Annotated in this window: 21 protein-coding genes; 13 read left to right on the top strand and 8 right to left on the bottom strand. The window is 33.8% G+C overall.

Annotated features, from left to right (window positions below):
- Window positions 1-72: 72 nt before the first annotated feature.
- Window positions 73-495 (bottom strand): DUF2935 domain-containing protein, encoded by a 423-nt coding sequence (locus V1503_RS04535; RefSeq protein ID WP_214483446.1) that lies wholly within the window; start codon window positions 493-495, stop codon window positions 73-75.
- A 790-nt stretch (window positions 496-1,285) separates the two neighbouring features.
- Here V1503_RS04535 and V1503_RS04530 point away from each other — a divergent pair.
- The 5 genes from V1503_RS04530 (at window position 1,286) to V1503_RS04510 (ending at window position 8,233) form a co-directional block, all read left to right on the top strand.
- The gene (locus V1503_RS04530) at window positions 1,286-2,503 is read left to right on the top strand and encodes a metallophosphoesterase family protein (RefSeq protein WP_410625135.1); all 1,218 of its coding nucleotides are present in this window, start codon (window positions 1,286-1,288) and stop codon (window positions 2,501-2,503) included.
- Window positions 2,504-2,528: 25 nt separating this feature from the next.
- Window positions 2,529-5,543, top strand: coding sequence for an AAA family ATPase (locus V1503_RS04525; RefSeq protein WP_410625133.1), 3,015 nt, complete (start codon window positions 2,529-2,531; stop codon window positions 5,541-5,543).
- Entirely contained in the window at window positions 5,540-6,757 is a 1,218-nt protein-coding gene (locus tag V1503_RS04520) for an MFS transporter (RefSeq protein ID WP_214483449.1), read from the top strand. Before V1503_RS04525 ends, V1503_RS04520 begins: the two co-directional genes overlap by 4 nt.
- Window positions 6,758-6,814: 57 nt before the next feature.
- On the top strand, window positions 6,815-7,762 hold the full coding sequence (gene yhaM / locus V1503_RS04515; protein ID WP_214483450.1) for a 3'-5' exoribonuclease YhaM: 948 nt from the start codon (window positions 6,815-6,817) through the stop codon (window positions 7,760-7,762).
- A 258-nt stretch (window positions 7,763-8,020) separates the two neighbouring features.
- Window positions 8,021-8,233, top strand: coding sequence for a sporulation YhaL family protein (locus tag V1503_RS04510; protein ID WP_320258116.1), 213 nt, complete (start codon window positions 8,021-8,023; stop codon window positions 8,231-8,233).
- Window positions 8,234-8,277: 44 nt separating this feature from the next.
- On the opposite strand, the gene V1503_RS04505 is transcribed toward V1503_RS04510, so the two are convergent.
- The 3 genes from V1503_RS04505 to V1503_RS04495 form a co-directional block, all read right to left on the bottom strand.
- Window positions 8,278-9,135, bottom strand: a complete 858-nt coding sequence (locus tag V1503_RS04505) for a peptidylprolyl isomerase (RefSeq protein ID WP_214483452.1) — start codon at window positions 9,133-9,135, stop codon at window positions 8,278-8,280.
- A 919-nt stretch (window positions 9,136-10,054) separates the two neighbouring features.
- Complete coding sequence (locus V1503_RS04500) at window positions 10,055-10,234, bottom strand: hypothetical protein (protein ID WP_250886716.1); 180 nt, start codon at window positions 10,232-10,234, stop codon at window positions 10,055-10,057.
- A gap of 540 nt (window positions 10,235-10,774) precedes the next feature.
- Window positions 10,775-11,314 carry a DUF3267 domain-containing protein gene (locus V1503_RS04495; RefSeq protein WP_214483453.1) on the bottom strand — a complete coding sequence of 180 codons (540 nt, stop codon included), beginning with the start codon at window positions 11,312-11,314 and terminating at the stop codon, window positions 10,775-10,777.
- A 398-nt stretch (window positions 11,315-11,712) separates the two neighbouring features.
- Between V1503_RS04495 and V1503_RS04490 the strand changes: the two genes are divergently transcribed.
- On the top strand, window positions 11,713-12,045 hold the full coding sequence (locus tag V1503_RS04490; protein ID WP_214483462.1) for a DUF1878 family protein: 333 nt from the start codon (window positions 11,713-11,715) through the stop codon (window positions 12,043-12,045).
- A gap of 3 nt (window positions 12,046-12,048) precedes the next feature.
- On the opposite strand, the gene V1503_RS04485 is transcribed toward V1503_RS04490, so the two are convergent.
- Window positions 12,049-12,633: an HTH-type transcriptional regulator Hpr gene (locus V1503_RS04485; protein ID WP_320258117.1), complete on the bottom strand. Its 585-nt coding sequence runs from the start codon at window positions 12,631-12,633 to the stop codon at window positions 12,049-12,051.
- Between the two features lie 176 nt (window positions 12,634-12,809).
- Between V1503_RS04485 and yhzF the strand changes: the two genes are divergently transcribed.
- Window positions 12,810-12,995 carry a membrane protein YhzF gene (gene yhzF / locus V1503_RS04480; protein ID WP_483297259.1) on the top strand — a complete coding sequence of 62 codons (186 nt, stop codon included), beginning with the start codon at window positions 12,810-12,812 and terminating at the stop codon, window positions 12,993-12,995.
- Between the two features lie 60 nt (window positions 12,996-13,055).
- On the opposite strand, the gene serC is transcribed toward yhzF, so the two are convergent.
- Window positions 13,056-14,141: a 3-phosphoserine/phosphohydroxythreonine transaminase gene (serC, locus tag V1503_RS04475; RefSeq protein ID WP_410625127.1), complete on the bottom strand. Its 1,086-nt coding sequence runs from the start codon at window positions 14,139-14,141 to the stop codon at window positions 13,056-13,058.
- A gap of 174 nt (window positions 14,142-14,315) precedes the next feature.
- On the opposite strand from serC, the gene V1503_RS04470 reads away from it, so the two are divergent.
- Window positions 14,316-15,206, top strand: coding sequence for a hypothetical protein (locus tag V1503_RS04470; RefSeq protein ID WP_410625125.1), 891 nt, complete (start codon window positions 14,316-14,318; stop codon window positions 15,204-15,206).
- Window positions 15,207-15,796: 590 nt separating this feature from the next.
- On the opposite strand, the gene V1503_RS04465 is transcribed toward V1503_RS04470, so the two are convergent.
- Window positions 15,797-16,219 (bottom strand): HIT family protein, encoded by a 423-nt coding sequence (locus tag V1503_RS04465; protein WP_214484881.1) that lies wholly within the window; start codon window positions 16,217-16,219, stop codon window positions 15,797-15,799.
- A gap of 1,105 nt (window positions 16,220-17,324) precedes the next feature.
- Between V1503_RS04465 and V1503_RS04460 the strand changes: the two genes are divergently transcribed.
- From V1503_RS04460 to V1503_RS04450, 3 genes are read left to right on the top strand one after another with little or no spacing between them, the layout of a single operon-like run.
- The gene (locus tag V1503_RS04460) at window positions 17,325-18,068 is read left to right on the top strand and encodes an ABC transporter ATP-binding protein (RefSeq protein WP_320258120.1); all 744 of its coding nucleotides are present in this window, start codon (window positions 17,325-17,327) and stop codon (window positions 18,066-18,068) included.
- The gene (locus V1503_RS04455) at window positions 18,061-19,275 is read left to right on the top strand and encodes an ABC transporter permease (protein WP_410625122.1); all 1,215 of its coding nucleotides are present in this window, start codon (window positions 18,061-18,063) and stop codon (window positions 19,273-19,275) included. The genes V1503_RS04460 and V1503_RS04455 overlap by 8 nt, the downstream gene beginning before the upstream one ends.
- A 29-nt stretch (window positions 19,276-19,304) precedes the next feature.
- Window positions 19,305-20,018, top strand: a complete 714-nt coding sequence (locus V1503_RS04450) for an EcsC family protein (protein ID WP_214484884.1) — start codon at window positions 19,305-19,307, stop codon at window positions 20,016-20,018.
- A 274-nt stretch (window positions 20,019-20,292) separates the two neighbouring features.
- On the opposite strand, the gene V1503_RS04445 is transcribed toward V1503_RS04450, so the two are convergent.
- On the bottom strand, window positions 20,293-20,811 hold the full coding sequence (locus V1503_RS04445; protein WP_410625120.1) for an antibiotic biosynthesis monooxygenase family protein: 519 nt from the start codon (window positions 20,809-20,811) through the stop codon (window positions 20,293-20,295).
- A gap of 611 nt (window positions 20,812-21,422) precedes the next feature.
- Between V1503_RS04445 and V1503_RS04440 the strand changes: the two genes are divergently transcribed.
- Together V1503_RS04440 and hemE are read left to right on the top strand one after the other, a co-directional pair.
- Complete coding sequence (locus tag V1503_RS04440; RefSeq protein WP_410625118.1) at window positions 21,423-23,564, top strand: transglycosylase domain-containing protein; 2,142 nt, start codon at window positions 21,423-21,425, stop codon at window positions 23,562-23,564.
- 428 nt (window positions 23,565-23,992) lie between these two features.
- On the top strand, window positions 23,993-25,036 hold the full coding sequence (hemE, locus tag V1503_RS04435; RefSeq protein ID WP_214482416.1) for a uroporphyrinogen decarboxylase: 1,044 nt from the start codon (window positions 23,993-23,995) through the stop codon (window positions 25,034-25,036).
- Window positions 25,037-25,054: the final 18 nt, after the last annotated feature.

Raw genomic sequence — 25,054 nt, 5'->3', positions numbered from 1 at the left:
CTGTTATTATTCATGTTCGTTAAGCATAAAGCTTATAAACAATAATAAGGCCACTGAGACACTCTCAGTGGTCTATTTGTATAATAAAGCTTTTGAAATACCGATAAAGTACTCAGATTCACGAATAATATGATCTATTACTACAATTGCAGTTTGGTTTTCTTGGATGGGCTTGCTATGTCTTTGGAGGAACCTGCACAGTTTAATAAACTCTTCACTCTGCTGTAAGCAAAATTGTACTAGTTTCATAATGTCTTGATGGAGCTTAGCAGATATTTGATTACCTGAGCGTATGACAGTTTCAATAAACCTAACGATATGTTGATGTGTTTCTTTAAGTGTTTCTTCCCATACCTTTAACTGATCTACATATTCAGATTCTAGATCTTTAACAAGCTCTCTAATGACAACAGTATGTTCCTCCTCCTGGTGCTTCCAAAATTCAGCTTCATCAAGTATTCGTAAAGGCATTTGCTGCCCATAATAAAATTGCAAATAAGCTCCCCCTTTAATAAAAATATGTAATACTAATGGAAAATAGCATCCCTCATCAGTTAGATATAAACCTGCATGAATTGAATAGAATGTTACGCTAATTGGATAGAATAAGAAGTAAAATATAGAATGACATTTGAAGGCTGCTTCCACATTGTTGTGTTTTTTCGTATTAAGAAATAAATACGTAGTCAACTAGCGTTCGTGACATCTTTTCTGATGTGAAACGTGACTATGGTACTAATTCAATAACAATAGCAACAGAGTCTACGAAAACAGCCTATGTGAACGAAGTAGAATAACATCTAATCGTTATATCATTTGGCTTGAATTTAGACTTAGTAGAATGATAAAACATGATGATCTACATATACACAATGTATGTAACTACTACTTTGAAAATGCTTTTCAATAGACATTTATATAGATTTGCCAAGGAAAGCTTATGCATCTGTAGTAGTTCGTACTTAGCACGTGATGATATTGTATTAGGGCTGAAAATTGTTTGAGAAGAGGTATAGTGACAAAAAGGAGGCTCGATTACATTGAGCATCAACAACAAATACTCGTAACAATAACTATGAAATTACTTTTACTTAGAAAATAAACCTTCAAGTGATTGCATTTTTTTGTTATATGATCAATCAAGAAATGCTATATAAGCCTGTATAGAGCTAAGATAACGGTATACTTTCGTGATTTACGAAAAAGAGGGGTTTAACAGCAACATATGGTAAAATAAATAGAATTATAATAATAGTAACTAGTTGTTTAAAAGGAGCAAGTTTATATGGAGCAAATCAAATTTCTACATGCAGCAGATTTGCATTTGGATAGTCCTTTTGTTGGATTAAAAAAGCTTCCCACACAAATATTTCAACGAGTAATGGATAGTACATTTATTGCTTTAACAAATCTTGTTGATATAGCAATAAAAGAACAAGTAGATTTTGTTATTCTAGCAGGTGATATTTATGACCAAGGGGATCGAAGCATAAGAGCCCAAGCTCGATTGAGGAAAGAAATGGAAAGATTAAAAAAAGCACAAATAGAAGTATATATTGTGCACGGGAATCATGATTATACTAATGGATCATGGATAGATATAACGTGGCCTGAAAATGTACATATTTTTTCTGATGAAACAGTTGAATGTAAGACTTATAAAAAAGAAGGAAAAGAGCTTGTCAATTTATATGGGTTTAGTTATCGAAACAGATCTGTACGTAACAATATGACTGACCTGTATAACAAGCAAGGAGAAGTAAAATTTCATATTGGGATCCTACACGGCAGTTCTGAAGGACAAACAGAACATAATAATTACGCCCCGTTTACAGTTAGACAACTCATTGAAAAAGACTTTGATTATTGGGCATTAGGCCATATCCATCAACGTCAAGTTCTGTGTGATAACCCTCCAATTATATATCCGGGGAATACTCAAGGTAGGCATCGAAAGGAGCATGGTGAAAAAGGTTGTTATTTAGTGAACCTAGCTACAACAGACGTATCTTATTCTTTTCATCCAACTACAAATCTCATTTGGGATCAATTAGAAATTAACATAGCGCAACTTGAAACATTTGAGGAATTGTTAAACGTAAGCTATACAAAATTCGAAGAGATTCGATCAAGGAATAATGGCACTCTACTATCTATTGAGTTTATTGGATCAGGACCGCTTCATAAAGTATTGCAAAATGAAGCACAGTTAGAGGATTTCTTATCAATCATAGTTGATGGTGAAGAGGAAAGGCAAGATTTTGTCTGGGTTGACAAAACGATCGTTAATACTAGTGAAGGTATTGAGGATAAGAACATTGCGCAATCTCCTTTTCTTAAAGATTTAGTTACTATGATAAGCGAGTTCGAAGAATATGAAGAAGTTCTCAAACCGCTATTTTCTCACTCTCAAGCACGTAAATACCTTACAGAGTTTTCTGAAGAAGATATTCGTGAAATTCATAAAGAGGCTCAGAAGTTATTATTCAGAGAATTATATTAATCATGGAAATAAGCGGGTGATGAACATGAAAATTATCGGTATATACATTTATGGATATGGAAAGCTTGATCATATAGACTTACAGCCACTTGGTGATATCCAAGTTTTTTATGGGAAAAATGAGGCAGGAAAATCTACACTTCACTCATTTATTCATAGTATGTTATTTGGTTTTCCTACTAAGCAACAGAGTGAAAATCGATACAAGCCAAGATTAGGGAGCAATTATGGTGGTCGCCTTGTGCTTGAAACAGAGAAGTATGGTGTTGTAACTGTTGAAAGGTTATTAAGAAAAGGTGAAAGAGCTGTTACAGTGACGTTTTCTGATGGTACAAAGGCTGGAGAAGAAGCACTGCAAATGATTGTTCAAGGTATGGATAAATCAAACTATCAGTCGATATTTTCATTTAATATTCATGGCTTACAAAATATACATACAATGAAAACTGAGGATTTGGGTCGTTATTTATTTTCCTCTGGCGCTGTAGGAACGGATGCCATTCTTTCAGCTGAGCAGAAGCTTTCAAAAAAGATAGATGAGTATTTTAAGCCAAATGGTAGAAAACCGCTAATTAACGAGATGCTACCTCAACTAGCTGAACAGAATAAACAGCTTCTACAATGGCAGGAAAAAAGTAATCAATACAAAAATTTAATGAATCGAACGACAGTTATAAAGGAAGAATTACAAACAATAAAGGTAAATAAAAAAAGGATTGAACAAGAAACAGTAATCGCAAAAAAACTAACTGAGCTACAGCCATTGTTTGAAAAGAGAGCATTATATCGTACACAATTAGACAAGCTACCGACATATCATCCTTTTCCTGCTGATGGACTAGTCCGCTTTGAACAACTATATGCTGAAAAAAGAGCTTATGAAGCACAATATGATACTTTAATAGCAAAAAGAAGAGACCTTATTGAAGAGCAGCAAAATGAAGCGGTAGTTGAAAGCATGTTAATAGCCGAAGAAAAAGTTCAAGAGGTCAAGTCGAATTACAGCTTATTTCAAGCGATGTTGGAAAGACAAAATGAGTTATCTGTTCAAATTGATCAGCAGCAAAAAGAGTTACATTTTGAGTTTGCAAAGTTACCCTTTGATCTTGACGAAACAGATATTCTTCAAATCGATGCTGGTTTACTAAAAAAAGATCAACTTTCTACCCTTATAACAATTGAAGAAGAACTGGCTCATGACAAACGAGTGTTAGATGAGCGGTTTAATCGTGCAAAGGAAGATTTAGAAGAAAGCGAACAAAGGCTCATTGAATTTGAACAACAAACCTTACAGGATGAACAGCGTGACAAGTATGAGAAACAAATTGCACAGCATAGTTCACTGCAAGTGTTACAGCATGAACAGGAACATTTAGCAAAGAGTTATACTCGCTTAACTCGTAAAGTTGATACGATTAAATTTGTTGAAAAGAAGAAAAAACAACAGATAAATTTGGTCAGTTTTTTGAGTATCATGTTGCTTGTTGGGCTTGTTGGAGGAGCGATCTTTACTGGTAAATGGATCATGTTATTAGGTGGAATTATTATCCTATTTATCCCACTGTTACTTAGATTCAATTCGCCCTCCGAAAAAATATTGTTAAATGAGCTTGAGAAAGAAAAAGCTGAGATAATAAGTGCTATTGATGAAAATAAGCAACAACTTTTAAATTTGTCTAATGATCACCTTTCAGACTTAGAACGAATGTTAGTGAAAGATGACCATTATAGTCAATTACTTGAGATCGAAAAATTAGCAGTTGAACAACGTGGTAGAACATATGAAAAGATCGTTAAGAAATATACAGATTGGGAACAGGACAAGTTTGCATTTTCTAAGAAGTTGCATAATTTAGATTTAGGATTTCCTATTAAAGAGGATGTTTCAGCAAAGCAATTATATGAAATATTACTTATTATAGAGAAAATAAAAGAACTGATAATAGGAAAGCAATTGATAGCTGAAAAAAAACAATTGTTAGAACATGATATGAATGAATTTGATGCTAAAGTGGCTGAGTTAGCAGATTTATTCCAAATCAAAAAGAATGATAAAGATATGAGTGTAACGCTATTCAACATTGATAAGCGGTTAACGAAAGAAAAGGATAAAAAAAGGCTGTTGCGAGAAAAAGCAAATAGCATAAATTCATTAGACGATGAACTGCATGAGATTACGGCTAAAAAAAATCATTTGCACAATGATATTGTACATTTATTCCAACTTGCTGAAGTCCAAGATGAAGAGCAATTTCGTTTGAAAGAAAAGGCCTTTAAAGATAGTCAACAAATCTTAGAGAGACTAGCTATCGTTGAGGCTCAAATTTTAACTCAACGTGGAGATGAGTTAACTAATCAACTCCCTAGAGATGTAGCACCGTTACCAGTGCAGGTTGAGAAGTATGATAACGAGCTTAAAAGCATAATTATGAAAGAACAAAATTTTATTGAAGAACTCTCAGAATTAAAGGTCCTTCTTTCTCAACTTGAAGAAGGAGGAACATATGCTGAATTACTACATAAATTTGAGAGTGAAAAGTCACAGCTTCATGAGGGAGCGAAAAAATGGGCGAGCTATGCAATAGCAAAAAAAATTCTTACGAATACGATCGATCATTATCGTCATGTACGTCTACCCAATGTACTAAAAAACACGACAGCATATATGAAATTATTAACGAATGGAGAGTATATCGAAGTGTTGCCTCCAAATGAAAACAATAGCTTTTTATTAAAACGTAAGGATGGCCTTTTTTTCCAACCTAATGAAGTAAGTCAAGCAACTACCGAACAAATGTATGTAGCACTACGTCTAGCACTTGCAGAGCAAGTAGGGAAAGGAGAAAAGTTCCCGATTATTATTGACGATAGCTTCGTAAATTTTGATCGAGATCGGTTAGGGAAGTCAGTCGAGCTAATTAGAGATATAGCTAAAAAGCATCAGGTTTTATTTTTTACATGTCATGAATATATACTTGACTATTTTCATGAAAACGAAATTATCTTATTGGAAAATAAGACTGAAAGGATAGGTATATGAATTCAACACACGAATCCACATTTAAACGTGGTCCACTTTTGTTGTTAAGTATTAATTTATTTATTATTATGGTAGGGATTGGCTTAGTCATTCCAATATTACCTTTCTACGTAGAAGCATTCAATGCTAATGCTAGAGTATTAGGGATGCTTGTTGCTGTTTTTGCGTTTATGCAATTTTTATTTGCACCTCTTTGGGGGCGCCTCTCTGATAAAATTGGCAGAAAGCCTCTTATTACAATCGGCCTCTTTGGTTTTGCTGTAGCTGAATTTATATTTGCTTACGCAACAGGCTTGTGGATGCTATTCTTGTCTAGAATTCTTGCTGGAACATTTGGTTCTGCTCTTATGCCAACCGCAATGGCATATGTATCAGATGTAACAAGTGAAGACAAACGTGGTCAAGGAATGGGTATTCTCGGAGCCGCAATGGGCTTAGGTATTGTAGTTGGTCCTGGTATTGGGGGATGGTTAGCAGAATTTGATTTATCTTATCCATTTTTATTTGCTGGCATAGCAGCGACTATAGCAGGGGTTGTATCAATGCTTATCTTACCAGAATCGTATACGAAGGATATGCGAGCTCAAACTCAAACACAGGAAAAATCTTCTAACCACTTTGAGCTATTAGCTAAAGCGCTTGTCAGTCCTGTAGGTTTCCTATTAGTGCTCGTTTTTATCATGAGTTTTGGTTTAGCAAATTTCCAGTCAATCTTTGGGTATTATTCGATGGAACGGTATCAATACAGTCCAAGTGAAGTAGGAACGATTATTCTCATTGTAGGGTTAATTGGTACAATTGCACAGGGAGTTATAGTAGGTAAGTTAGTAAATCGCTTTGGAGATGAAAGAGTAGTAACAGGGTCGTTGTTGCTTAGTGCGATTGGCTTCGTAATCATGACATTTGCCAAGAGTTACAGCATGGTTATTTTGACAACTAGTATTTTCTTCCTTGGGAATTCAATTTTGCGTCCAGCACTAAACTCTCTTATTTCTAAGCTTGCTGGTAATAAACAAGGTATGGTCATGGGGTTAAATAATTCGTTTCTAAGCTTAGGAAATGTTGCAGGTCCGTTAATTGCAGGTAATTTGTTCGAGGCAAATATACATTTACCATATTTCTTTGGAGCATTGATCATGGTAATTGGGATGATTTCAATGAAAGTTTGGTTATATAATAAACAGCGGAAAGTTACTATTCACGTCGAGGATTAATGAATCATGATATAATGAAATGAACTTATATATAAGTGAATGAGGGGGAGTGAACACATGTCGTCGAAAGGAATTTTACATTTTGATGTTGGTGAGCAGGTTGATGTGTTTCTATTAATAAAATCTGCAACAAAAGGTATAGCTAGTAATGGAAAGCCATTTTTAACGTTAATCTTACAAGATAAAAGTGGTGATATTGAAGCAAAGCTGTGGGATGCTTCCACTGAAGATGAGGACGTATATGCAGGTGAAAATATTGTTAAAGTTGTTGGAGATATACATAATTACAGAGGAAGAAATCAATTAAAGCTTCGTAACATTCGTCCTGCGAATCAAAGTGATGGAGTTAAAATGTCTGATTTTATCGAGATAGCCCCTCTGTCAAAAGAGTCAATGATAGACAGTATAACCCAATTTATATTTGAAATGAAAAATCCAAATATCCAGCGGATTACTCGGCATCTATTAAAAAAATATCAACAATCTTTTTTAGAGTATCCAGCTGCTACAAAAAATCATCATGAGTTTGTCTCTGGACTTGCATATCATGTCGTTTCCATGCTCGATTTAGCCAAAGCAATTGCTAACCAATATCCTTCTCTAGATAAAGACTTGTTATATGCAGGTGTGATTTTACATGATTTAGGAAAGGTAATTGAATTATCTGGACCTATCTCAACAGTTTATACTGTAGAAGGTAATTTACTAGGTCATATTACAATCATGGTAAATGAAATAGGTAAAGCAGCTGATGAGCTCGGTATTGATGGTGAAGAAGTAATGGTACTCCAGCATTTGACTTTGAGCCATCATGGCAAAGCCGAATGGGGGAGTCCAAAGCCACCAATGATAAAGGAAGCAGAAATATTGCATTATATTGACAATATAGATGCCAAAATGAATATGCTGGACCGTGCACTAGAACGTGTGAAGCCAGGAGAGTTTAGCGAAAGGGTTTTTGCGCTTGACAATAGATCATTTTATAAGCCTACTTTTCACAAGTAGAGCTTAACACCTTAGCTCAAAACTAGCTGTTCACTATATCCACCTTCAATAGCAATAAACACTATATCTTGTCTATTGTAACAGTGATAAATGCTTGTCCCTATGCATATAATCAATAAAGAGTTGGAAGTACAGCTAGAGCGTGTACGAGCGTCTAGTTTAAATTTGTAGGCTCTTTATTGAAGTCCAATCGTTACTAATGTAACGATTCATTTGACAACAGTCATTGAATCTTGAGTTAAAGGCAGGGGATAAAGCATGTTTATCATTCCTTGGTGGGTATTTTTGGTCATCTTAGGGATTTTGTTTTCTGGGTATATGTCCTTTCATATTACGATGAAGGAGCGGAAAATAGAACAATCCTATATTGAGAGAGAAGGAAATGTGTACATGGAGAGAATGAAAAAAGAGCGTGAGAAGCGAAACATGAATCATGAGATCATTAATGAAGAAGAAGCAAAACGCTCGTAATTAATTACGAGCGTTTTGCTTTGTTATATAGTACATTTTGTTTATTACTCATTCGTTTTAAATATATCTTTTAAATCATCGTCTTTCACTTTTACTTTAGCAGCCTCTACGTCTTCTAACATTATCTTATCAACAAAATCTGGTTGACGCATTTTAGATTCGCGAATCTGCTGAGTAAGCTCATCTTTCATTTCATCAAGTGGTTTAACAGTTTCTGTTAACATGATAATATGAAATCCGTGTTCAGTTTGTACAATATCGCTTATTTCGCCTTCTTTTAACGCAAATGCAGCTTCTTCAAATTCAGGTACCATTTGTCCTTTTCCGAACCAACCTAAGTCTCCACCGTTTGCAGCAGAAGTATCAGTAGAGTACTCTTTCGCTAAGTCTTCAAATGATTCACCTTGATCAAGCTTGTCCTTCACTTCTTTTGCTGTTTCTTCATCAGTAACTAATATATGACTAGCTTTAATTTGCCCTTCCATGCTGTCATGTAACTGTTTAATTTCATCGTCAGTAACTTCGATTTCATCTTCACGCTCTGTTGCAGCTTTTTCTGATAATAGTCCTAACTTAATCGTTTCTTTAAGTTGCTCTTCATCTTGATAACCATATTGCTGAAGAAGCATTTCAAATTGTTCACCGTACTGATCTTTTATTGTTTGAAGTTGCTCGTTAATTTCCTCATCTGTAACTTCGTATTTGTCCTCTAAGACCTTAGTAAATACGATTTCTCTTAAAACATCTTCACCAACGCGATCCTTCATTACATCATAAAATTCATCTTTAGTAATATTTCCTGCACTTGTTTCTACGATCACTTCACTATCTCCAGCATTATTACATGCAGAAAGCGCAAATATACTTGCTGCTGCTGTGAATGCGATAAACATTTTCTTCATTAAAAACACTCCTATATCGGTAAATTAAATGATATCTAAGCCACAACAACTACTATAACATATTTTGAAATGAGAAAGAAATTATTTTATTTTTTAGTCCTTACAGAAATAGAAGATCTTGTATGGTAGTTTCATCATTAGTCGTTACTGTATTTAGAATTCAAACTCATAGTTCCAGTGATATTATAAACATCGGAAATGATAAGGAGATCTACTCCAAATATAGTGTTTGTATTTGTAAGGACCTTATCTAATAGCTGTTTTCGCAATGATTGTTGTTTTTCGTATTAAGAAATAAACCGTACGCAATTAGAGTTCGTGCCATCTTTTCTTCTGTATTACGATGACTAATAATTTAAAACCACTTTTTTATACTAAATTGATAAAAATAGCAACAAAGTTTACGAAAAGAGCTTAGCTAATAAATATTGTTTTTCGTGCTTAGATATAAAAACTGGATATCATGTCTTCATGACGATTGACACATAATTTTCGTTAACAGCTCTATGTAAGGCGGTTATCGAAAGAATTGCTGTTGATCGTAATAAGAGCTTAACGGTCGGGGTTCTTTTCTTCTCTAAAGACTAAAGAAATTAAATAGTATACATTAGTTACTCACATTGAAGTAAACAACAAAACTAATGCTAAGAGCTTTAGTAAAAGTTGGCTGCGCATTAATTGTTCCTTGTCGTAATTAGAACTCAAAAAGAATATAACTAACGTTGGTGTTATCTTTTTTCCTCTAAAGACTATAAAAATCATAAAGTACACAATAGTTAATCAAATACAAGTGAAAAAAGTCTATGAAAAGGGACTTAGTAAAAAGCAGCAAAAGCTGACAAAATAATTTGTCAGCTTTGTAGTGAAAACTATAAAAATTTTAAAGTCAACTTGATCGTTTAGTTAGGGTAATGAGTTATCAAGTGTACATGACCTCAACGTATGATGAAAGTAGCAGGATGGTTATAAGGACATTGATTGTTCGAAATACTTTTGGCTGGCGCTCTTCAGGAATCTCTTTTTGAATACATAAACTGTTTGTTAATTTATTAATATAATATAGGACAAATAAAGCGAAAGGAATAAAATATATTAGCAATTTGAGATTCCCTCCCTGGAATTTAATTGATGATGCTACATTTTGTATATGTTTATAACAATATCAAAAATTTAGCAAAAAAGATACCCTTATGCTTTGTTATTGTATTAAAGCTTTTGATCAACGGTCTTATACACACGTCATTATTTAGCTTTTTTCGTAAAATTTGTTGGTATTTTATATATTTTATAAAGCTAAATAGTGGTTTATACGATTGCATTAAGTTTAAGAAGAAAAGATGGCGTAAACACTAATTTTATTCGCGTTTATGTCTTAGTAAGAGGATCTTTTCGTAAAAGCTCAATAATTGTAAAAATAGAAAAGATGCCAAACGCTAGATGTATACGTGATTATATTTTATAAAGAAAAACAACAATCAATGCGAAAACAGCCATGTAAGAAAAGCTATAATTAACGATAACACGCTTTACTTACTGAAAATGAGTGAACTACTCTGTAAGTGAACTCTGAAAAATAGTGAAGAGCACCCATTTTTGTTGGATGCCCTTAAGAAAGCTATTGTAGTAAGTACCTGTAGAGTTAATTACTTTTTACTAAAATATCATATCCGTCTTCAATTTCTTCAATAACTGAGCGTTTAGGAGCACTTATAAATTGCTTTAAGCATATAAAGTCTGGTACACACAAACCTAAGTTAGCTGCTGCGATAATTGAAAAATAGTGGATATAGCTTGGGAACATCACAGCTAGAAGCAAGCATATGGATGTAAACATGACAAACGGTGTTAAAAACACCATTATAGACATTGGTTTAGATATCATATTGCAAAATCGCACCGTGAAAATGGGAATGATTGTAACCCATTTTAATTCAATTTTTACTTTCTTTCTCATAAGTATAAGAGGTATAGCATGCAAGCATTTATGAAATACTATGGTCATAAGTAATGCTATGATAAAATAAATAAATCTATCCCCATGCAACTTAGTTGAAGAGTAATATAAATTTAATGGTAAATAAAATAATATAAATGTACTTAACATGGTTAATAGTGAAATGAGTATGATTCGATGGAATCCAACATCTCGAGAAAAATTGATTGTTTTCCAACAATTCATATAATCACCTTCCGAACTATAAGATTGCAGTCCTAAATGAGTTATAATATAAAATCTATAATCTATAATCTACGAACTTACAAACATACTTTACGCTCATTTGTTGAAAAAATCAATAGCTGTTACAAAACTATCAATATTTATGCTTAGTCTAAGGTTTTAGTACTAAAAAGCATGTATAAAATAGATTTCATGTCTTCTATTCTTGTTTAAACGATGACTATTACGTAATCTTCTAATTTAGGAACCATAGCTACAAGGTTACGAATAAATTTTATGAAAAATAGTTGTTATAGAGAACTTATGAAAAGATGTTGGTACTCATGTATCTTTTTAGATATTATTGTATTAGAAATATGGAAAAATTAAAAGTAAATGCTATGGAAGGGAATAGTAGTATGGACGAATTTATTGGTCGAATAGAAAAGATAGAGTATTATCAAACACTGTTACTAAAAATGGTTGAAGAAGATCATATGCCATTTTATCAAATGGTCATCAAGGAACAATTATCAAAAGAAGATGTAGATGAAATTCTATCAATTTGTGAAAAATTGAGCATAAAACTTGAAGAACAAAAAGCGGAAGGCCTATTAGTATTTACCCCGCTTCTTATCGAATTTTCCAAAACAATCCAATTTAAAATGAATGTAAAAGATACAGTAACTGCTATGTTAAAACAACAAATGTACACTCCGTTGATGGAAGAATTTATGAAATTATTAAAATAGACTTTAGTTATCTTCAATAACTTCTTGTAGCTGATTGTGCTTTCTAATTTTTCCATCTACTTCAACAAATTCTTTTTCAATATTCTCAAAAGATTTTTCAAATATCCTCATGAAATCGTCTCCGTATATACTACGAATGATACACATTACATCAGTAAGTTCAGGGAATTTCCCGTATAAATCTTTTATTGGAAGTGCACCTTGAAAGGTAGAATGTCTTGTTGGATCATAACTCTCCATTAACTCTAATAATATTTCTTCTCCTTGACTAGTAATTTTTACATAGGTATTTCTTTTATCATTCTCTTTTTTGGAAAATTGCAATAAATTTCGTTCTTCCAATTTCTTAGAAAAGTTGAAGGCAGTTGAAACGTGCATGACTCCGAATTTTGCAATCTCTGAGATGGAGGCACCATTTAAATGGTAAGCAATCCATAGTATATGATGTTCATTAATATTTAAATCATATGGTTTGATCCAGTGTTGCCAATCCTTTTCGATAGTCTTCCATAGTGCTTTACCGAGTTGAGCCATTCTTTGGCTAAATAACATTGCTTCTTTCATAGAAAAATTATTTTCTTTCGTCACAACTAGTCACCTACTTTTCTTTGGATTTTTTATTACAATCTATTATGCCAATAAAATAAAAATTAATAAAGGATTAAATTTCGGAAATTTTAAAATAAACGAAATTTATTTAAATCAAAACACATAGTTATTCTTAAAACACCATAATATCAATTAAAGGGGGGACTGCATTGACAGTGTTAATCTTGTTATTGTTCGTTTTAAGTCTATTATTCTTTGTTGGCATGATAAATTATTTCTCACTAATTCAAAGAGCTGTCGCCTACCCACCTAAACAAATACTTCGTCAAAAAGCAGCTGTCCTAGGTGGAGGTGGATTTGTTTGTTTGCTATTAGCTCTATCAATCATTTACTTTAGATGATGAAACCCCGACCAAAGATCGGGGTTTTTATAAATTTCATTTTATAAAAGATTTTAGCGTTTAGAGCTGGTTCCTCTTATAAAAGTCGTTCATGAAATATGCTAAGGTTTCACAAGCTTCTAGTGGTACAGCGTTATACATTGATGCGCGACACCCTCCTACAGAGCGGTGTCCACTCAAACCGATAAAGCCTTTTTCTTTTGCCTCGACGAGAAATTTCTTTGTTAACTCTTCAGAAGGTAATGTAAATGTTACGTTCATTTTTGACCTACTATCCATCTTTGCATGAGGCTTATAAAACCCATTACTATCGTCAATACAACTGTATAGAAGAGAAGCTTTTTCATTATTAACTCTCTCTATTCCTTTCACACCACCGCTATTAGCTAACCACTCAAGAACAAGTGATAAAGTATATATAGCAAATGTAGGAGGAGTGTTATATAAGGAATTTTTGTCAGCATGCGTACGATAGTTTAGCATCGTAGGTAATTCATTAGTGCTGTTAGTGAGTAGCTCTTTTTTTAGAATGACAACCGTTACACCAGATGGTCCTAGATTTTTTTGTGCACCAGCATAAATCATCGAGAATTGCTCCACATTAATTTCATGGCTTAAAATATCACTAGACATATCGGCAATAAGCTCAACATTATTTAACTGTGGATATTCCGACCATTGGGTACCATAAATCGTATTATTTGAAGTAACATGTAAATAAGCAGCATTATCACTTATTTCTAAATCATTAATTGATGGAATGTGTTTGTATTGATTTTCTTTACTAGATGCAGATACATGGACATGCCCGATTTTTTTAGCTTCAGCTAAGGCTTTCTCAGACCAAGATCCTGTCAAAACATAGTTAGCAACTGTATTTTTGGAAAGTAAATTCATTGGAATCATTGTAAATTGAAGACTAGCCCCACCTTGAAGAAATAAAACTTCATATTCATCTGAGATGTTAAGTAATTGTTTTAGTAGAGTTTTCGCTTTTTCATGAACGGCGTCATATTCTTTACTACGATGACTAAGCTCCATCACAGACATCCCAGTTCCTTGGAAATTTACTAACTCTTGTTGAGCGATTTGTAGAACTTCTAGTGGTAGTGCAGATGGTCCAGCATTAAAGTTGTATGCACGCATCACGTAATATCCTCCTCAAAAATGTTTTGTTACGTTAATTGCTTAAATTGTTTATATAGTACCATGAAACGGTAATGAAGTAAGCTATTATTTTAAAGTTTTCGAAAATTAGCTAAGATTAGTTAACAAAATACAAACATAAAATTACATGAATTCAAAAGGGGAGAAATGTTTTTGTACCGTGAAAACAAGCCGTTTACTATTAGCCCTTATGACCACCCAGACATTTATCCAGGACCAAGACCACCTAGTTCATTTGTTTTTATGAATGGCAGAGTCCATAAAATTGAAGAATCAAATAATACTAAAATTGAACAACTTTCAGTTCATGTTGCAAATAATAGTCACCCACTAGGTTCATTTTTAACGGGCGATGGAGCGATACTTAATATTGGGGAATTGTTAGAGACAGAGGGAGTATGTGCGATCGATGATAGATTTCCAGTTGTTGCTTATGGATCAAACGTATGTATTGCACAACTTGTGTACAAATTTGGCTTAAATCAAAACTCGAAACAAATACTCATTTGTATGAAAGGTAGGATGCTTGATTCAGATATTGTTTTTGGCCCATTTTTAGCTCCTTACGGGGCATTACCAGCAGTAATTGCACCAAATCGTGGGGCACAAACGGAAATTTGGCTAACATTCATGGATAAGGATCAACTTGAACTTATGGATAGAACAGAAACCGGATATGAACTTAGAGAACATCTTAATAGAAAACTAACACTTCAAACAGGAGAAACGTTTGAAAAAGTGTATGCATATTATTATCCATATGCTCTGAAGTTAGATGGAACATATTATCGTTATAATGATATTCCAAGCATTTCTACTATTCCAGCAGTGTGGCAAGCGGATATGATAAACCGAATAAAAGATCTATACGATTTTACTGGAACAAGAGAAGAATTTATTCATCTATTAAGGTGGAATGATTCTTTTCATAGAACAGTAGAAGAGTTTCTTTCTCAGTATGAAGATTTCTTTGATCACGATGATTGGTTGAAAATATCAGAAATAACTCCAGTTCGTTCAATGATCAGAAAATTTAGCGACTAGTGTATATAATGGCTGCTTTGCATCGGTTGTTATTCACAGGATGAATGGGGTTTAAATACAATTTGAGAACAATATGACAAATTTATAGAATTGCATATCGTGTAATCTTGTAGATAAAAGCAGCAATATTTATGTAAGACTCTTTTCGCAAACTTTGTTGCAATTATCACCAAATTTGTACCATAGGAACTGGCTCTAGATGTTAGTTATCATGTTTCAGAACAAAAGAGGCCACGAACTCTAGTTGTATGAGTGTTTATTTCCAATAATAAAGACAATCAATGCGAAAACAGCGTTACACAATGAGCCTTTTTATAATAAAAACCATAATCTGTCCTAAATAGAATATCCTATATAGGGTAGATTATGGTAGCTAATTACCTCGTTAAATTGTAGAGGCTCTTTTCGTAAACTTTGTTGTTATTGTTACTAATAATGTCAGAATGCTGAGTTTTATGAGAACTCAATAATTTTTCTTAGTACGAAAAACAACAATCAATGTGAAAACAGCCATTGTAGAAAATACAACATATGTAATTAGCTCTGTCTAATTAGAAAGTTGTTTCCCTTTTTGACTTACTTAACAGACATCATTGTATGTTAGAGGCGATTGTACGTGCAATTTGTTGTAAATCCTCTTGACTATATTCATTTCCATGTGGCTTCCATGCTGCCCCAAAGCCGTCACCTTTTCCATAGCGAGGGATAATATGCATGTGGTAATGAAATACTGTTTGTCCTGCAATTTCACCGTTGTTGTTAAGCAGATTTAATCCGAGAGGTTGAAATTGTTCTTTAATCGAATTAGCTATCTTTGGGACTACTTCAAATATGTTTCTAGCAATGTCAGGTGTTAAATCAAAAATATTTTCTTTATGTACTTTCGGAATAACTAGTGTATGCCCTTTTGTGACTTGGCTAATATCAAGTATTGCTATAACGTGTTCATTCTCAAAAACTTTTGCGCTAGGAATTTCACCATTAATTATTTTGCAAAAAATGCAATCAGACATGTTCTTACCCCTCCATTAATTTTGTTGATCAGAGACAAGCAAGCGTATTTGTGGGTTAGCTGCACCCTAGAGGTCACTTTACCATTTCATAAAAGGTAAAAAGCACTTTCATATGCATTTGAGGATGGTCAAGTCGCTTGCACATTTCTTTATATTTTACCATATATTTGTTTGGAAATAGAAACAGGATACAACCTTTTAGGTTGCATCCTAATTTGAAGATGAGGGATATTGTGTTTTGCTTTGAATACGTTGTGAAAAAGCTAATGTGTCTTTCGTAAACACCTCATTTGTTTTATGAATGATGTGTTTAAAAGTGAGAATGATTGTTCAAGATGAGCATTCTAAGTGATTACACCCTACATTTAAGTAAGGGATCTTTAATTAGATGCAAAGACTAAATTGCCTTCTGTAAACACCTCATTATGAATGTAGTCTTTGAACGTCGTTAACTCACTTCGTTCAAGATGACCATCCCCTCTTTGACAAACGTCATTAAAAGCAACTAATAGGTCCAGTGTCTAACATAGAAAGTTGTCTTTCACAGACACCTCATTCCTTTAGATTGAATCACCACTAGAAAAGCGGGAGTTCAATTTCTTAGCTAACACTTTCCCTCTCTTCAAAATTTAGAATACCCAATGCTTAAAACAATATACACAAAAAATAATTTTTTATTTACTAGTAAAAAATGGATGGGAATGTATTTAAAGATGTTTTTAAAAGGCAGCACCATCACTCCAGTGCTTGTCGGGAATGCTCAAGGCACTTACGCTTTTATTATTTTCTAGCTCCAGCGCCTATTCCCTCGAGGTCACTTCGTCAAATCCCCTGAAGGCAAATAGCGCCTTCACGTGATTTCACTCCAGTGCTTGTCGGGAATGCTCAAGGCACTTCTGCTTTTATTATTTTCTAGCTCCAGCGCCTATTCCCTCGAGGTCACTTCGTCAAATCCCCTGAAGGCAAATAGCGCCTTCACGTGATTTCTCTCCAGTGCTTGTCGGGAATGCTCAAAGCACTTCTGCTTTATTATTGTTTCTTTTTCTTTTTGTTTGGTAAAATATACTTAAGTATAGTTAATTTTATAAACTTAAGGAGATGTACAATGGCATTACTTGAATTGAACGGTGTGACAGGCGGATATACGAAAAGACCTGTCATTAATGATGTATCTTTTGAGGTAAATAGTAATGAAATAGTTGGGTTAATCGGTTTAAATGGTGCTGGGAAAAGTACTACGATTAAACATATCATTGGGTTAATGGATGTGAGAAACGGAACAATTAAAATAAATGGAAAGACCATGATAGAAGACTCTGAAGAATATCGGGCGCAATATAGCTTCATTCCCGAAATGCCTATTTTATATGAAGAACTCACGTTAAGAGAACATCTAGAATTAACTGCGATGGCTTATGGTCTCACAAAGGAAACTTTTGAAGAGAGGCTAGTACCATTGCTAAAAGAATTTAGAATGGAAAAGAAGTTGAAGTGGTTTCCTGCACATTTTTCAAAAGGAATGAAGCAAAAGGTAATGATTATGTGTGCGTTTTTAGTTGAGCCGTCGCTCTATATTATTGATGAACCTTTTGTCGGATTAGATCCATTGGGCATCCAGTCACTATTAGAGTTAATGAATACGATGAAAGAAAATGGCGCAGGTATTTTAATGTCAACCCATATTTTAGCAACTGCTGAACGATACTGTGATTCATTTGTTATTTTACATAATGGTAAAGTACGAGCGAAAGGGACCTTGAATGAGCTGCGGAAAGAATTTCAAGCTCCAGATGCTACACTTGATGATCTTTATATCCAATTGACAAAGGAAGCAGAGTCAGATGAATGAGGCAAAAAAGATTTGGAATCAGCGATTTGCACAACATAGAAAAGAAACGGGGAGATACCTCCGTTATATATTTAATCAACATTTAGCATTTGTTTTAATTTTTAGCATTGGGGCAGGTGCTTATTATTATCAGCAGTGGCTTGAGACACTCTCACCCCATTTTCCGTATGCGATAGTCATGTCAATTATATTAGCTGTAGTAATCACGAAAAGCCCAATACAAACTTTTTTAAAGCAAGCAGACATTGTATTCCTATTACCAATGGAAACAAAGATGTCAGCATATTTTTATCGGTCATTTTTGTACAGCTTTACCTTACAAAGCTACATTGTTATTTTGGTCGTAGCAGGTCTTGCACCTCTATATTTAACGATGTCTGGAAGAGGAGCGACAAGCCTCCTTTTATTACTAGTGCTATTGTTAATATTAAAGGTTTGGAATATGTTAATAGAGTGGGCAGTACAATATTTTGTTGAAAAAGAAGTTCACATTGTTGATTTTATCATTCGTTTTCTCATTTCTTTTTCCTTTGTCTATTTTGTCATTATTAAAGCCAACTACCTTTATCCTGTTTTAATCATTGTTATTATGTTTGGTCTTTACTTTTATTTTAGAAAGCTAACATCTTCTAAACGATTGAAATGGGATCACTTAATTGAACTAGAATCGAAAAGGATGATGACGTTTTACCGCATTGCTAATTTGTTCACAGACGTTCCTCAATTGAAAATACAAGTTAAGAGACGAAAGTGGCTAGATTGGACATTGAAGAGGTTACCTTTTTCACAAGATGCTACTTTTACTCACTTATTCGCGAGGGCTTTTTTACGATCAAGTGATTATTTTGGTTTATTTATCCGATTACTTATTATAGGGATTCTTTTACTTGTAATGTTGCCTTTAAGCTATGGAATGCTCGTCATTGTTGTTTTATTTTTATATCTTACCGGTTTTCAACTTATGACCTTATGGCGACATTTTTCAATGAAAATTTGGCTTGGCTTGTATCCGATTCAAAAAGCGGTGAGGGAAAAAGCATTCTTACAACTGCTACATATATTGTTAATTATACAAGCTAGTATATTTGCTATCGTCATACTATTTATAGGTAAAGTATTTATTGCATTTTTAGCTTTCGTTTGTGGGATAGTTTTTAGTTATGTGTTTATAAATCTTTATGTTAAAAGTAGGCTGAAAAAGTTATAAATACGTCTAGGTTCAGAGGAGTACGATGAATGAACACATATGAGCGTAAAGTGTTAAATGAGCTAATTCAATGGCGTAAAAAAATGTTACAGCGACCACCAATTTTCACTAGGGTGACAAAAAAAGCCCAGTACAAAGTGAATCAAATGATCCCTGAGCAAGCTCATGAAATGATTACAGAAAGTATAAAAAAACTTGTCAAAGGAACGCTTGTTGGTTCAGATTTTACAACGAAAGGTCATGAGGTGTCTCATCTTACGTTACAAGAAAAAGATTTGTTAATTAAAGAAAAAATTAAGTCCTATAAACGTACAGCAGCAGTTGAAGGGGCTGGAACCGGCATGGGAGGGATATTGCTAGGTCTTGCTGATTTCCCTTTATTACTGTCTATTAAAATGAAGTTATTGTTTGAAATTGCTACATTATATGGGTATGATGTAAAAAAATATGAAGAGCGTTTATTTTTGTTATATTTATTTCAATTAGCGTTCTCAAGTGATAAGCATAGAAAAGAAACATTTATGATTATTGCGAACTGGAATGAGAAAAAAAATGAACTCATTGAATTGGATTGGAGAAAATTTCAGCAAGAATATCGAGACCATATTGATTTAATAAAAATGATGCAAATTGTCCCTGGAGTTGGAGCGGTCGTTGGGGCTTTTGCTAACTTTCAACTTCTTAACCAGCTAGGTGAAACTGCGATGAACGGATTTCGTTTACGTATACTAAATATTAATTGAATTTAGTAGTAAAAAAAAAGATAAAACCAGGTGGCATCTATACCATCTGGTTTTTTATTTTAGCTGTTTTTGCATTGATTGTAGTTTTTCATATTAAGAAGAAAACACGTACACAACTAGAGTTCGTGGCATCTTTTCTTTTGTACAACAATGACTAACAATATAAAACAACTTATTATAGTACTTATTTAGATAACAATAGCAACAATGGTTACGAGAAAAGCTTTATTTTTCTATGTGCATACATGAATAAATAATTAATGAAACTTAGGGATTATGATAAATCTTCGTCAGTGATGAAATAGGTTTTTAAATAAGAAGGTCGAGGGAAAAACGATTTGTAGTGATCAACGCCTTCCAGAGTTCCTCTTTTTTCATGAGTTTTTTCGTATGCGTTGGACTTTTGCCAATTTTGGTAGCTTTGTTTATTATGCCATACTGTAATAATGATATATGTATCGCTGTTCATTGGCCTTAAAATACGCATCGCAATAAACCCAGGTTCTTTGTCAATAAGACCGGGGCGCTTGCTAAATCTATATTCAAAGACAGGTCGTCCTTCCTCTGATACTGGAACGTGATTCATAACAACATAGCCTTTTAGTGGGAATCTACCTTCTGAATCTAGAACCTCATATTTTCGAGGTTCGTTAAAGACACAATTTCGGTTGGTTTCATGTAATAATAAAGTTTGATCTTCGTTTTGCATGAGAACGATTAGCTCGTTAGAAAACTCATCTTTTTTGGTTTTTAAATAATGATACGTACCATGTGTCAGATAAATTTTCATCATTCATCACCTCACTATCATTATAACAATTTCTCCCATTTTCCCAATCCATAAAATTGAAAAAATTGTTAACTTATTTAGAAAAGCGAAGTCGATTTTAATATAAATTCTTCCAACACCCTGTGAGCAACGGTGAATATCGTCATCAGTGACTCCCCTCGACAAGTTTGGAGCATCAAGTCATGAAGGACTTTTTGTCTTTATAGAATGAAGCGAAACGATTCGAGAGGCTTGGAGATCGAGGTATATTAGTAACAATATCCTAGGACAAGTGGGTAAGTATTAATTGTGTCATGCTGGACAAAGCGCTTATTCTTAGGCTCTTTACCCATTCATTGTTGTTTTGCGTATTAAGTTTCATACTTAACAACTAGATTTCCAGGTATCTTTTCTTGTTAAACGACATCTTGAGCACAACAAAATTTACGAAAAGAGCTTTTAAGAATAACAACAAACTTTACAAAAAGAGCTTAATCTTTTTACATATTGTGAAACATTTACATGAATAATAATTAATAGTTGCATGAATGAATAATTCAATATAGTATAGCTGTACTGTCGAGGTCGCTATCAAGTTGTCAGTTTTATCATGCGTCATTTGGAGGTGATGTTACGTGCTTAAAGTGATTGGTAAAGCAAGTGTAATTATATTTTTTACTTTTTTTGTCGGATTAGTTGCATATTTATTTATAATATATGCTGGAGATTATGTAGTTGATGAAAAAAAGCTTGTGATGAACTCTGCTTCAACATTAGTAAGTGATGAGGATGAGTTAATTGCAAAGCTTTTTATAGAGAACAGAGAATTGGTCTCTATCCAAGACATTCCTAAACATGTACAGCAGGCATTTATATCAGTGGAGGATGAACGTTTCTATAATCATCATGGAGTTGATTTAAGAGCCATTATGAGGGCATTATATAGAGATATTACTGAAGGAAAGAAGGTGGAGGGAGGAAGTACGATAACACAACAGCTCGCTAAAAACATCTTCCTTTCCAATGAAAAAACGTGGCTACGAAAAACAAAAGAAGTAATTATCGCCCTTAATTTAGAAAAAAAATATAGTAAACAAGAACTGCTAGAAATGTATTTGAACCAAATATATTTTGGGCACGGTGCTTATGGGATTGAAGCTGCTTCCCAATTATATTTTAACAAACATGTGTCTGAACTAACTGTAGAACAAGGAGCGTTATTAGCTGCGATACCAAAAGCTCCAACTAATTATTCCCCTATACTACAGCCAGAGAAAAGCTTTGATCGGAGAAATCTTGTTTTAAGTTTGATGGAAAGAAAAGGGTATATTACACCCGAGGATGCAGTTCGTTATCAAGGTAGAACGTTAGCGTTAGATATTAATCAAATGAATGAAAATATGTATTTATTATCTTATATAGATTTAGTAGTCAAGGAAGCGGAAGAAAGATATGGACTGACGAATAACGAATTATTAAAGGGTGGATACAAAATTACTGTGCCCTTAGATGCGACTGTACAACAAAAGGCTTATGAGTTCTTCCAAGACTCAAATAATTTTGCTGGTACAGATGAAAATGTGGAAGGCGCTTTTGTCTTAATGGATAATAAAACAGGGGGGATCATTGCTTGTATTGGTGGTCGTAACTATGTACAAAAGGGCTTGAATCGTGCAATCGTAAAAAGGCAGCCTGGTTCTACATTTAAGCCCATAGTCGTATACGGTCCTGCACTTGAGAAAGAAGAATTTGATCCTTACTCATTATTAGTTGATCAACTGCTACAATATGGTGATTATAAACCGCATAATTACAACGATGTTTATAAAGATAAAATAACGATGTATGATGCTATTATTGAATCTGCAAATGCTCCTGCAGTATGGGCGTTAAATAACTTAGGTATCGATTATGGAAAAGAATATTTAGAAAAAGCTGGAATTCCTATAAAAGATAAAGGTCTTGCAATGGCACTTGGAGGATTAGAGGAAGGAGTTTCTCCTATTGATTTAACAAAAGTTTACCGCGCATTTGCTGAAGGTGGTAAAGTCATTGAACCTCACTTTATAACAAAAATAGAAGACCGTAATAATCGGGTGATTGGTAAATTTAATAAAGAAGAAAAACGTGTATTTTCTAAGCAAACTGCTTGGTATATGACTCGCATGCTAGAGGGGGTCGTTCGCGAAGGAACAGCACAAATGGGAAAATACTCAGGGGCTTTAGCTGGAAAAACTGGTTCGACATCGTACGAGCCAGTTGAAGATGCGACAAAAGATGCGTGGTTTGTAGGGTATACACCTACAGTTGTTGGCGCATTGTGGATGGGGTATGACAAGACAGATAAATCTCATTATTTAACAAAAGGTAGTAGTCAGCCAACCCTATTATTTAAAAAAATTATAGAAGAGACATCTGAAAGTAAACATTTAGCTTTTCAAATTCCTGAGCAAGTAAAGGATCTAGAACAACCAATCCGATTAAAAGAGATAAATGATTTATTTGCACAACTCTCTTTCAAACCATATGGTTTTTTTTCTGTAAATCTAGAATGGACACCTGCCGAGGATAAAAGAATCAAGTATCGAATTTATGAAAAGAAAAATAATAAAGCAACACTTATAGGTACGGTTACAGGAAAAGGAAACTTTGCTATTTCATCTGTCAATATTTTTTCGATACCTAATTATCAGGTCGTTCCTTATAATCCGATTACAGGTGAAGAGGGGAGTCCCTCTAATAATGTTAAGCCACAATTCTTTACATTTGATGAGTAATCATGTTATTTATGGTCAATTTATTGACATTTTCAAATGTTATATATACAAGTATAGTATAAACAGTTATAGTTAATAGTGTTTTTGTACAACGATATTTTCGCATTCTTTGTTATATTTTGCGTAGTAAGAAATCCAATCAATTAGATTTTGAGGATCTTTCCTTCTAAAAAAGGAGAGAAGTTACATTCATACTACGCCTAGGTGTCCTTTTTAAGTTAATATGATAACAAAATTTATGATGAGGGCTTGTATAAATAAAACGATAGACTTGGCTACAGCCAAGTCTTCATATTGAATAAAAGAAAACGTTCACAAGATATACATACTACTATCAGTGTATTGTTTTGTATAATAATATGTATCATTTGATTGGAAATAAGAGTTCTTATATGATATTTAGGTGGAATAATGAAAGGATGGGCTTTATGGCAAACAACACAATTATAAATGATACGTTTTTGAAGGCATGTAGAGGTGAAAAGACAGATTACGTGCCTGTTTGGTACATGCGTCAAGCAGGGCGCTCACAACCAGAATACAGAAAGATAAAAGAAAAATACTCGCTTTTTGACATTACTCATCAACCAGAACTTTGTGCTTATGTGACGAGACTTCCAGTTGAGCAATATAATGTTGATGCAGCAATTTTATATAAAGATATTATGACCCCTCTTCCGGCAATGGGGGTTGACGTAGAAATTAAATCAGGTATTGGACCAGTTATATCGAATCCGATACGTTCATTAAACGATGTTGAAAATCTAGGGAAAATAAATCCGGAAGCTGATGTACCATATGTTCTTGATACAATTAAATTATTGACTACAGAACAATTAAATGTACCACTAATTAGTTTTTCGGGAGCACCATTTACACTTGCTAGCTATATGATTGAGGGAGGTCCGTCGAAAAATTACAATAAGACGAAAGCCTTTATGTATGCAGAACCAACTGCTTGGTTTGCCTTAATGGACAAGTTAGGAGACATGGTTATTACATATGTAAAATCACAAATTAATGCAGGTGCTAGTGCGATACAAATATTTGATTCATGGGTTGGAGCATTAAATGTTGCAGATTATCGTTATTTTATTAAACCAATAATGAATCGAATTTTTTCAGAACTAAGTGAAGAGCAAGTTCCATTAATTATGTTTGGTGTTGGTGCAAGCCATTTAGCTAAAGAATGGCATGATTTACCGTTAAATGTTGTAGGTTTAGATTGGCGACTTCCGATAAAAGAAGCTAGGTCTATAGGTATTCATAAACCAGTACAAGGAAACCTTGACCCAGCAATTTTACTCGCACCGTGGGATGTCATTGAAGAACGAACTAAAGCAATATTAGATCAAGGTATGGAGTTACCTGGTTATATTTTTAATCTCGGTCATGGGGTATTTCCGGAAGTTCAACCCGAAACTTTAAAACGTCTTACTGCATTTATCCATGATTATTCATTAAACAAGTAACAAAGATGTAGAAGGGGT

Source organism: Nanhaiella sioensis, from assembly GCF_046557775.1.
Taxonomy (GTDB): domain Bacteria; phylum Bacillota; class Bacilli; order Bacillales; family SM2101; genus Nanhaiella; species Nanhaiella sioensis.
The sequence above is the reverse complement of the archived record's forward strand: the minus strand, read 5'-3'. Positions and strand labels throughout refer to the sequence as shown.

Bases quoted from the DNA above. Each gene is read 5' to 3' on its own strand.
- V1503_RS04530 (WP_410625135.1), top strand. From the start codon at position 1,286: ATGGAGCAAATCAAATTTCTACATGCAGCAGATTTGCATTTGGATAGT.
- yhaM (WP_214483450.1), top strand. From the start codon at position 6,815: ATGTCGTCGAAAGGAATTTTACATTTTGATGTTGGTGAGCAGGTTGAT.
- V1503_RS04495 (WP_214483453.1), bottom strand. From the start codon at position 11,314: ATGAATTGTTGGAAAACAATCAATTTTTCTCGAGATGTTGGATTCCAT.
- V1503_RS04460 (WP_320258120.1), top strand. From the start codon at position 17,325: ATGGCATTACTTGAATTGAACGGTGTGACAGGCGGATATACGAAAAGA.
- V1503_RS04505 (WP_214483452.1), bottom strand. From the start codon at position 9,135: ATGAAGAAAATGTTTATCGCATTCACAGCAGCAGCAAGTATATTTGCG.
- V1503_RS04450 (WP_214484884.1), top strand. From the start codon at position 19,305: ATGAACACATATGAGCGTAAAGTGTTAAATGAGCTAATTCAATGGCGT.
- V1503_RS04445 (WP_410625120.1), bottom strand. From the start codon at position 20,811: ATGATGAAAATTTATCTGACACATGGTACGTATCATTATTTAAAAACC.
- serC (WP_410625127.1), bottom strand. From the start codon at position 14,141: ATGCGTGCATACAACTTTAATGCTGGACCATCTGCACTACCACTAGAA.
- V1503_RS04510 (WP_320258116.1), top strand. From the start codon at position 8,021: ATGTTTATCATTCCTTGGTGGGTATTTTTGGTCATCTTAGGGATTTTG.
- V1503_RS04465 (WP_214484881.1), bottom strand. From the start codon at position 16,219: ATGTCTGATTGCATTTTTTGCAAAATAATTAATGGTGAAATTCCTAGC.
- hemE (WP_214482416.1), top strand. From the start codon at position 23,993: ATGGCAAACAACACAATTATAAATGATACGTTTTTGAAGGCATGTAGA.
- V1503_RS04520 (WP_214483449.1), top strand. From the start codon at position 5,540: ATGAATTCAACACACGAATCCACATTTAAACGTGGTCCACTTTTGTTG.
- V1503_RS04490 (WP_214483462.1), top strand. From the start codon at position 11,713: ATGGACGAATTTATTGGTCGAATAGAAAAGATAGAGTATTATCAAACA.
- V1503_RS04525 (WP_410625133.1), top strand. From the start codon at position 2,529: ATGAAAATTATCGGTATATACATTTATGGATATGGAAAGCTTGATCAT.
- V1503_RS04455 (WP_410625122.1), top strand. From the start codon at position 18,061: ATGAATGAGGCAAAAAAGATTTGGAATCAGCGATTTGCACAACATAGA.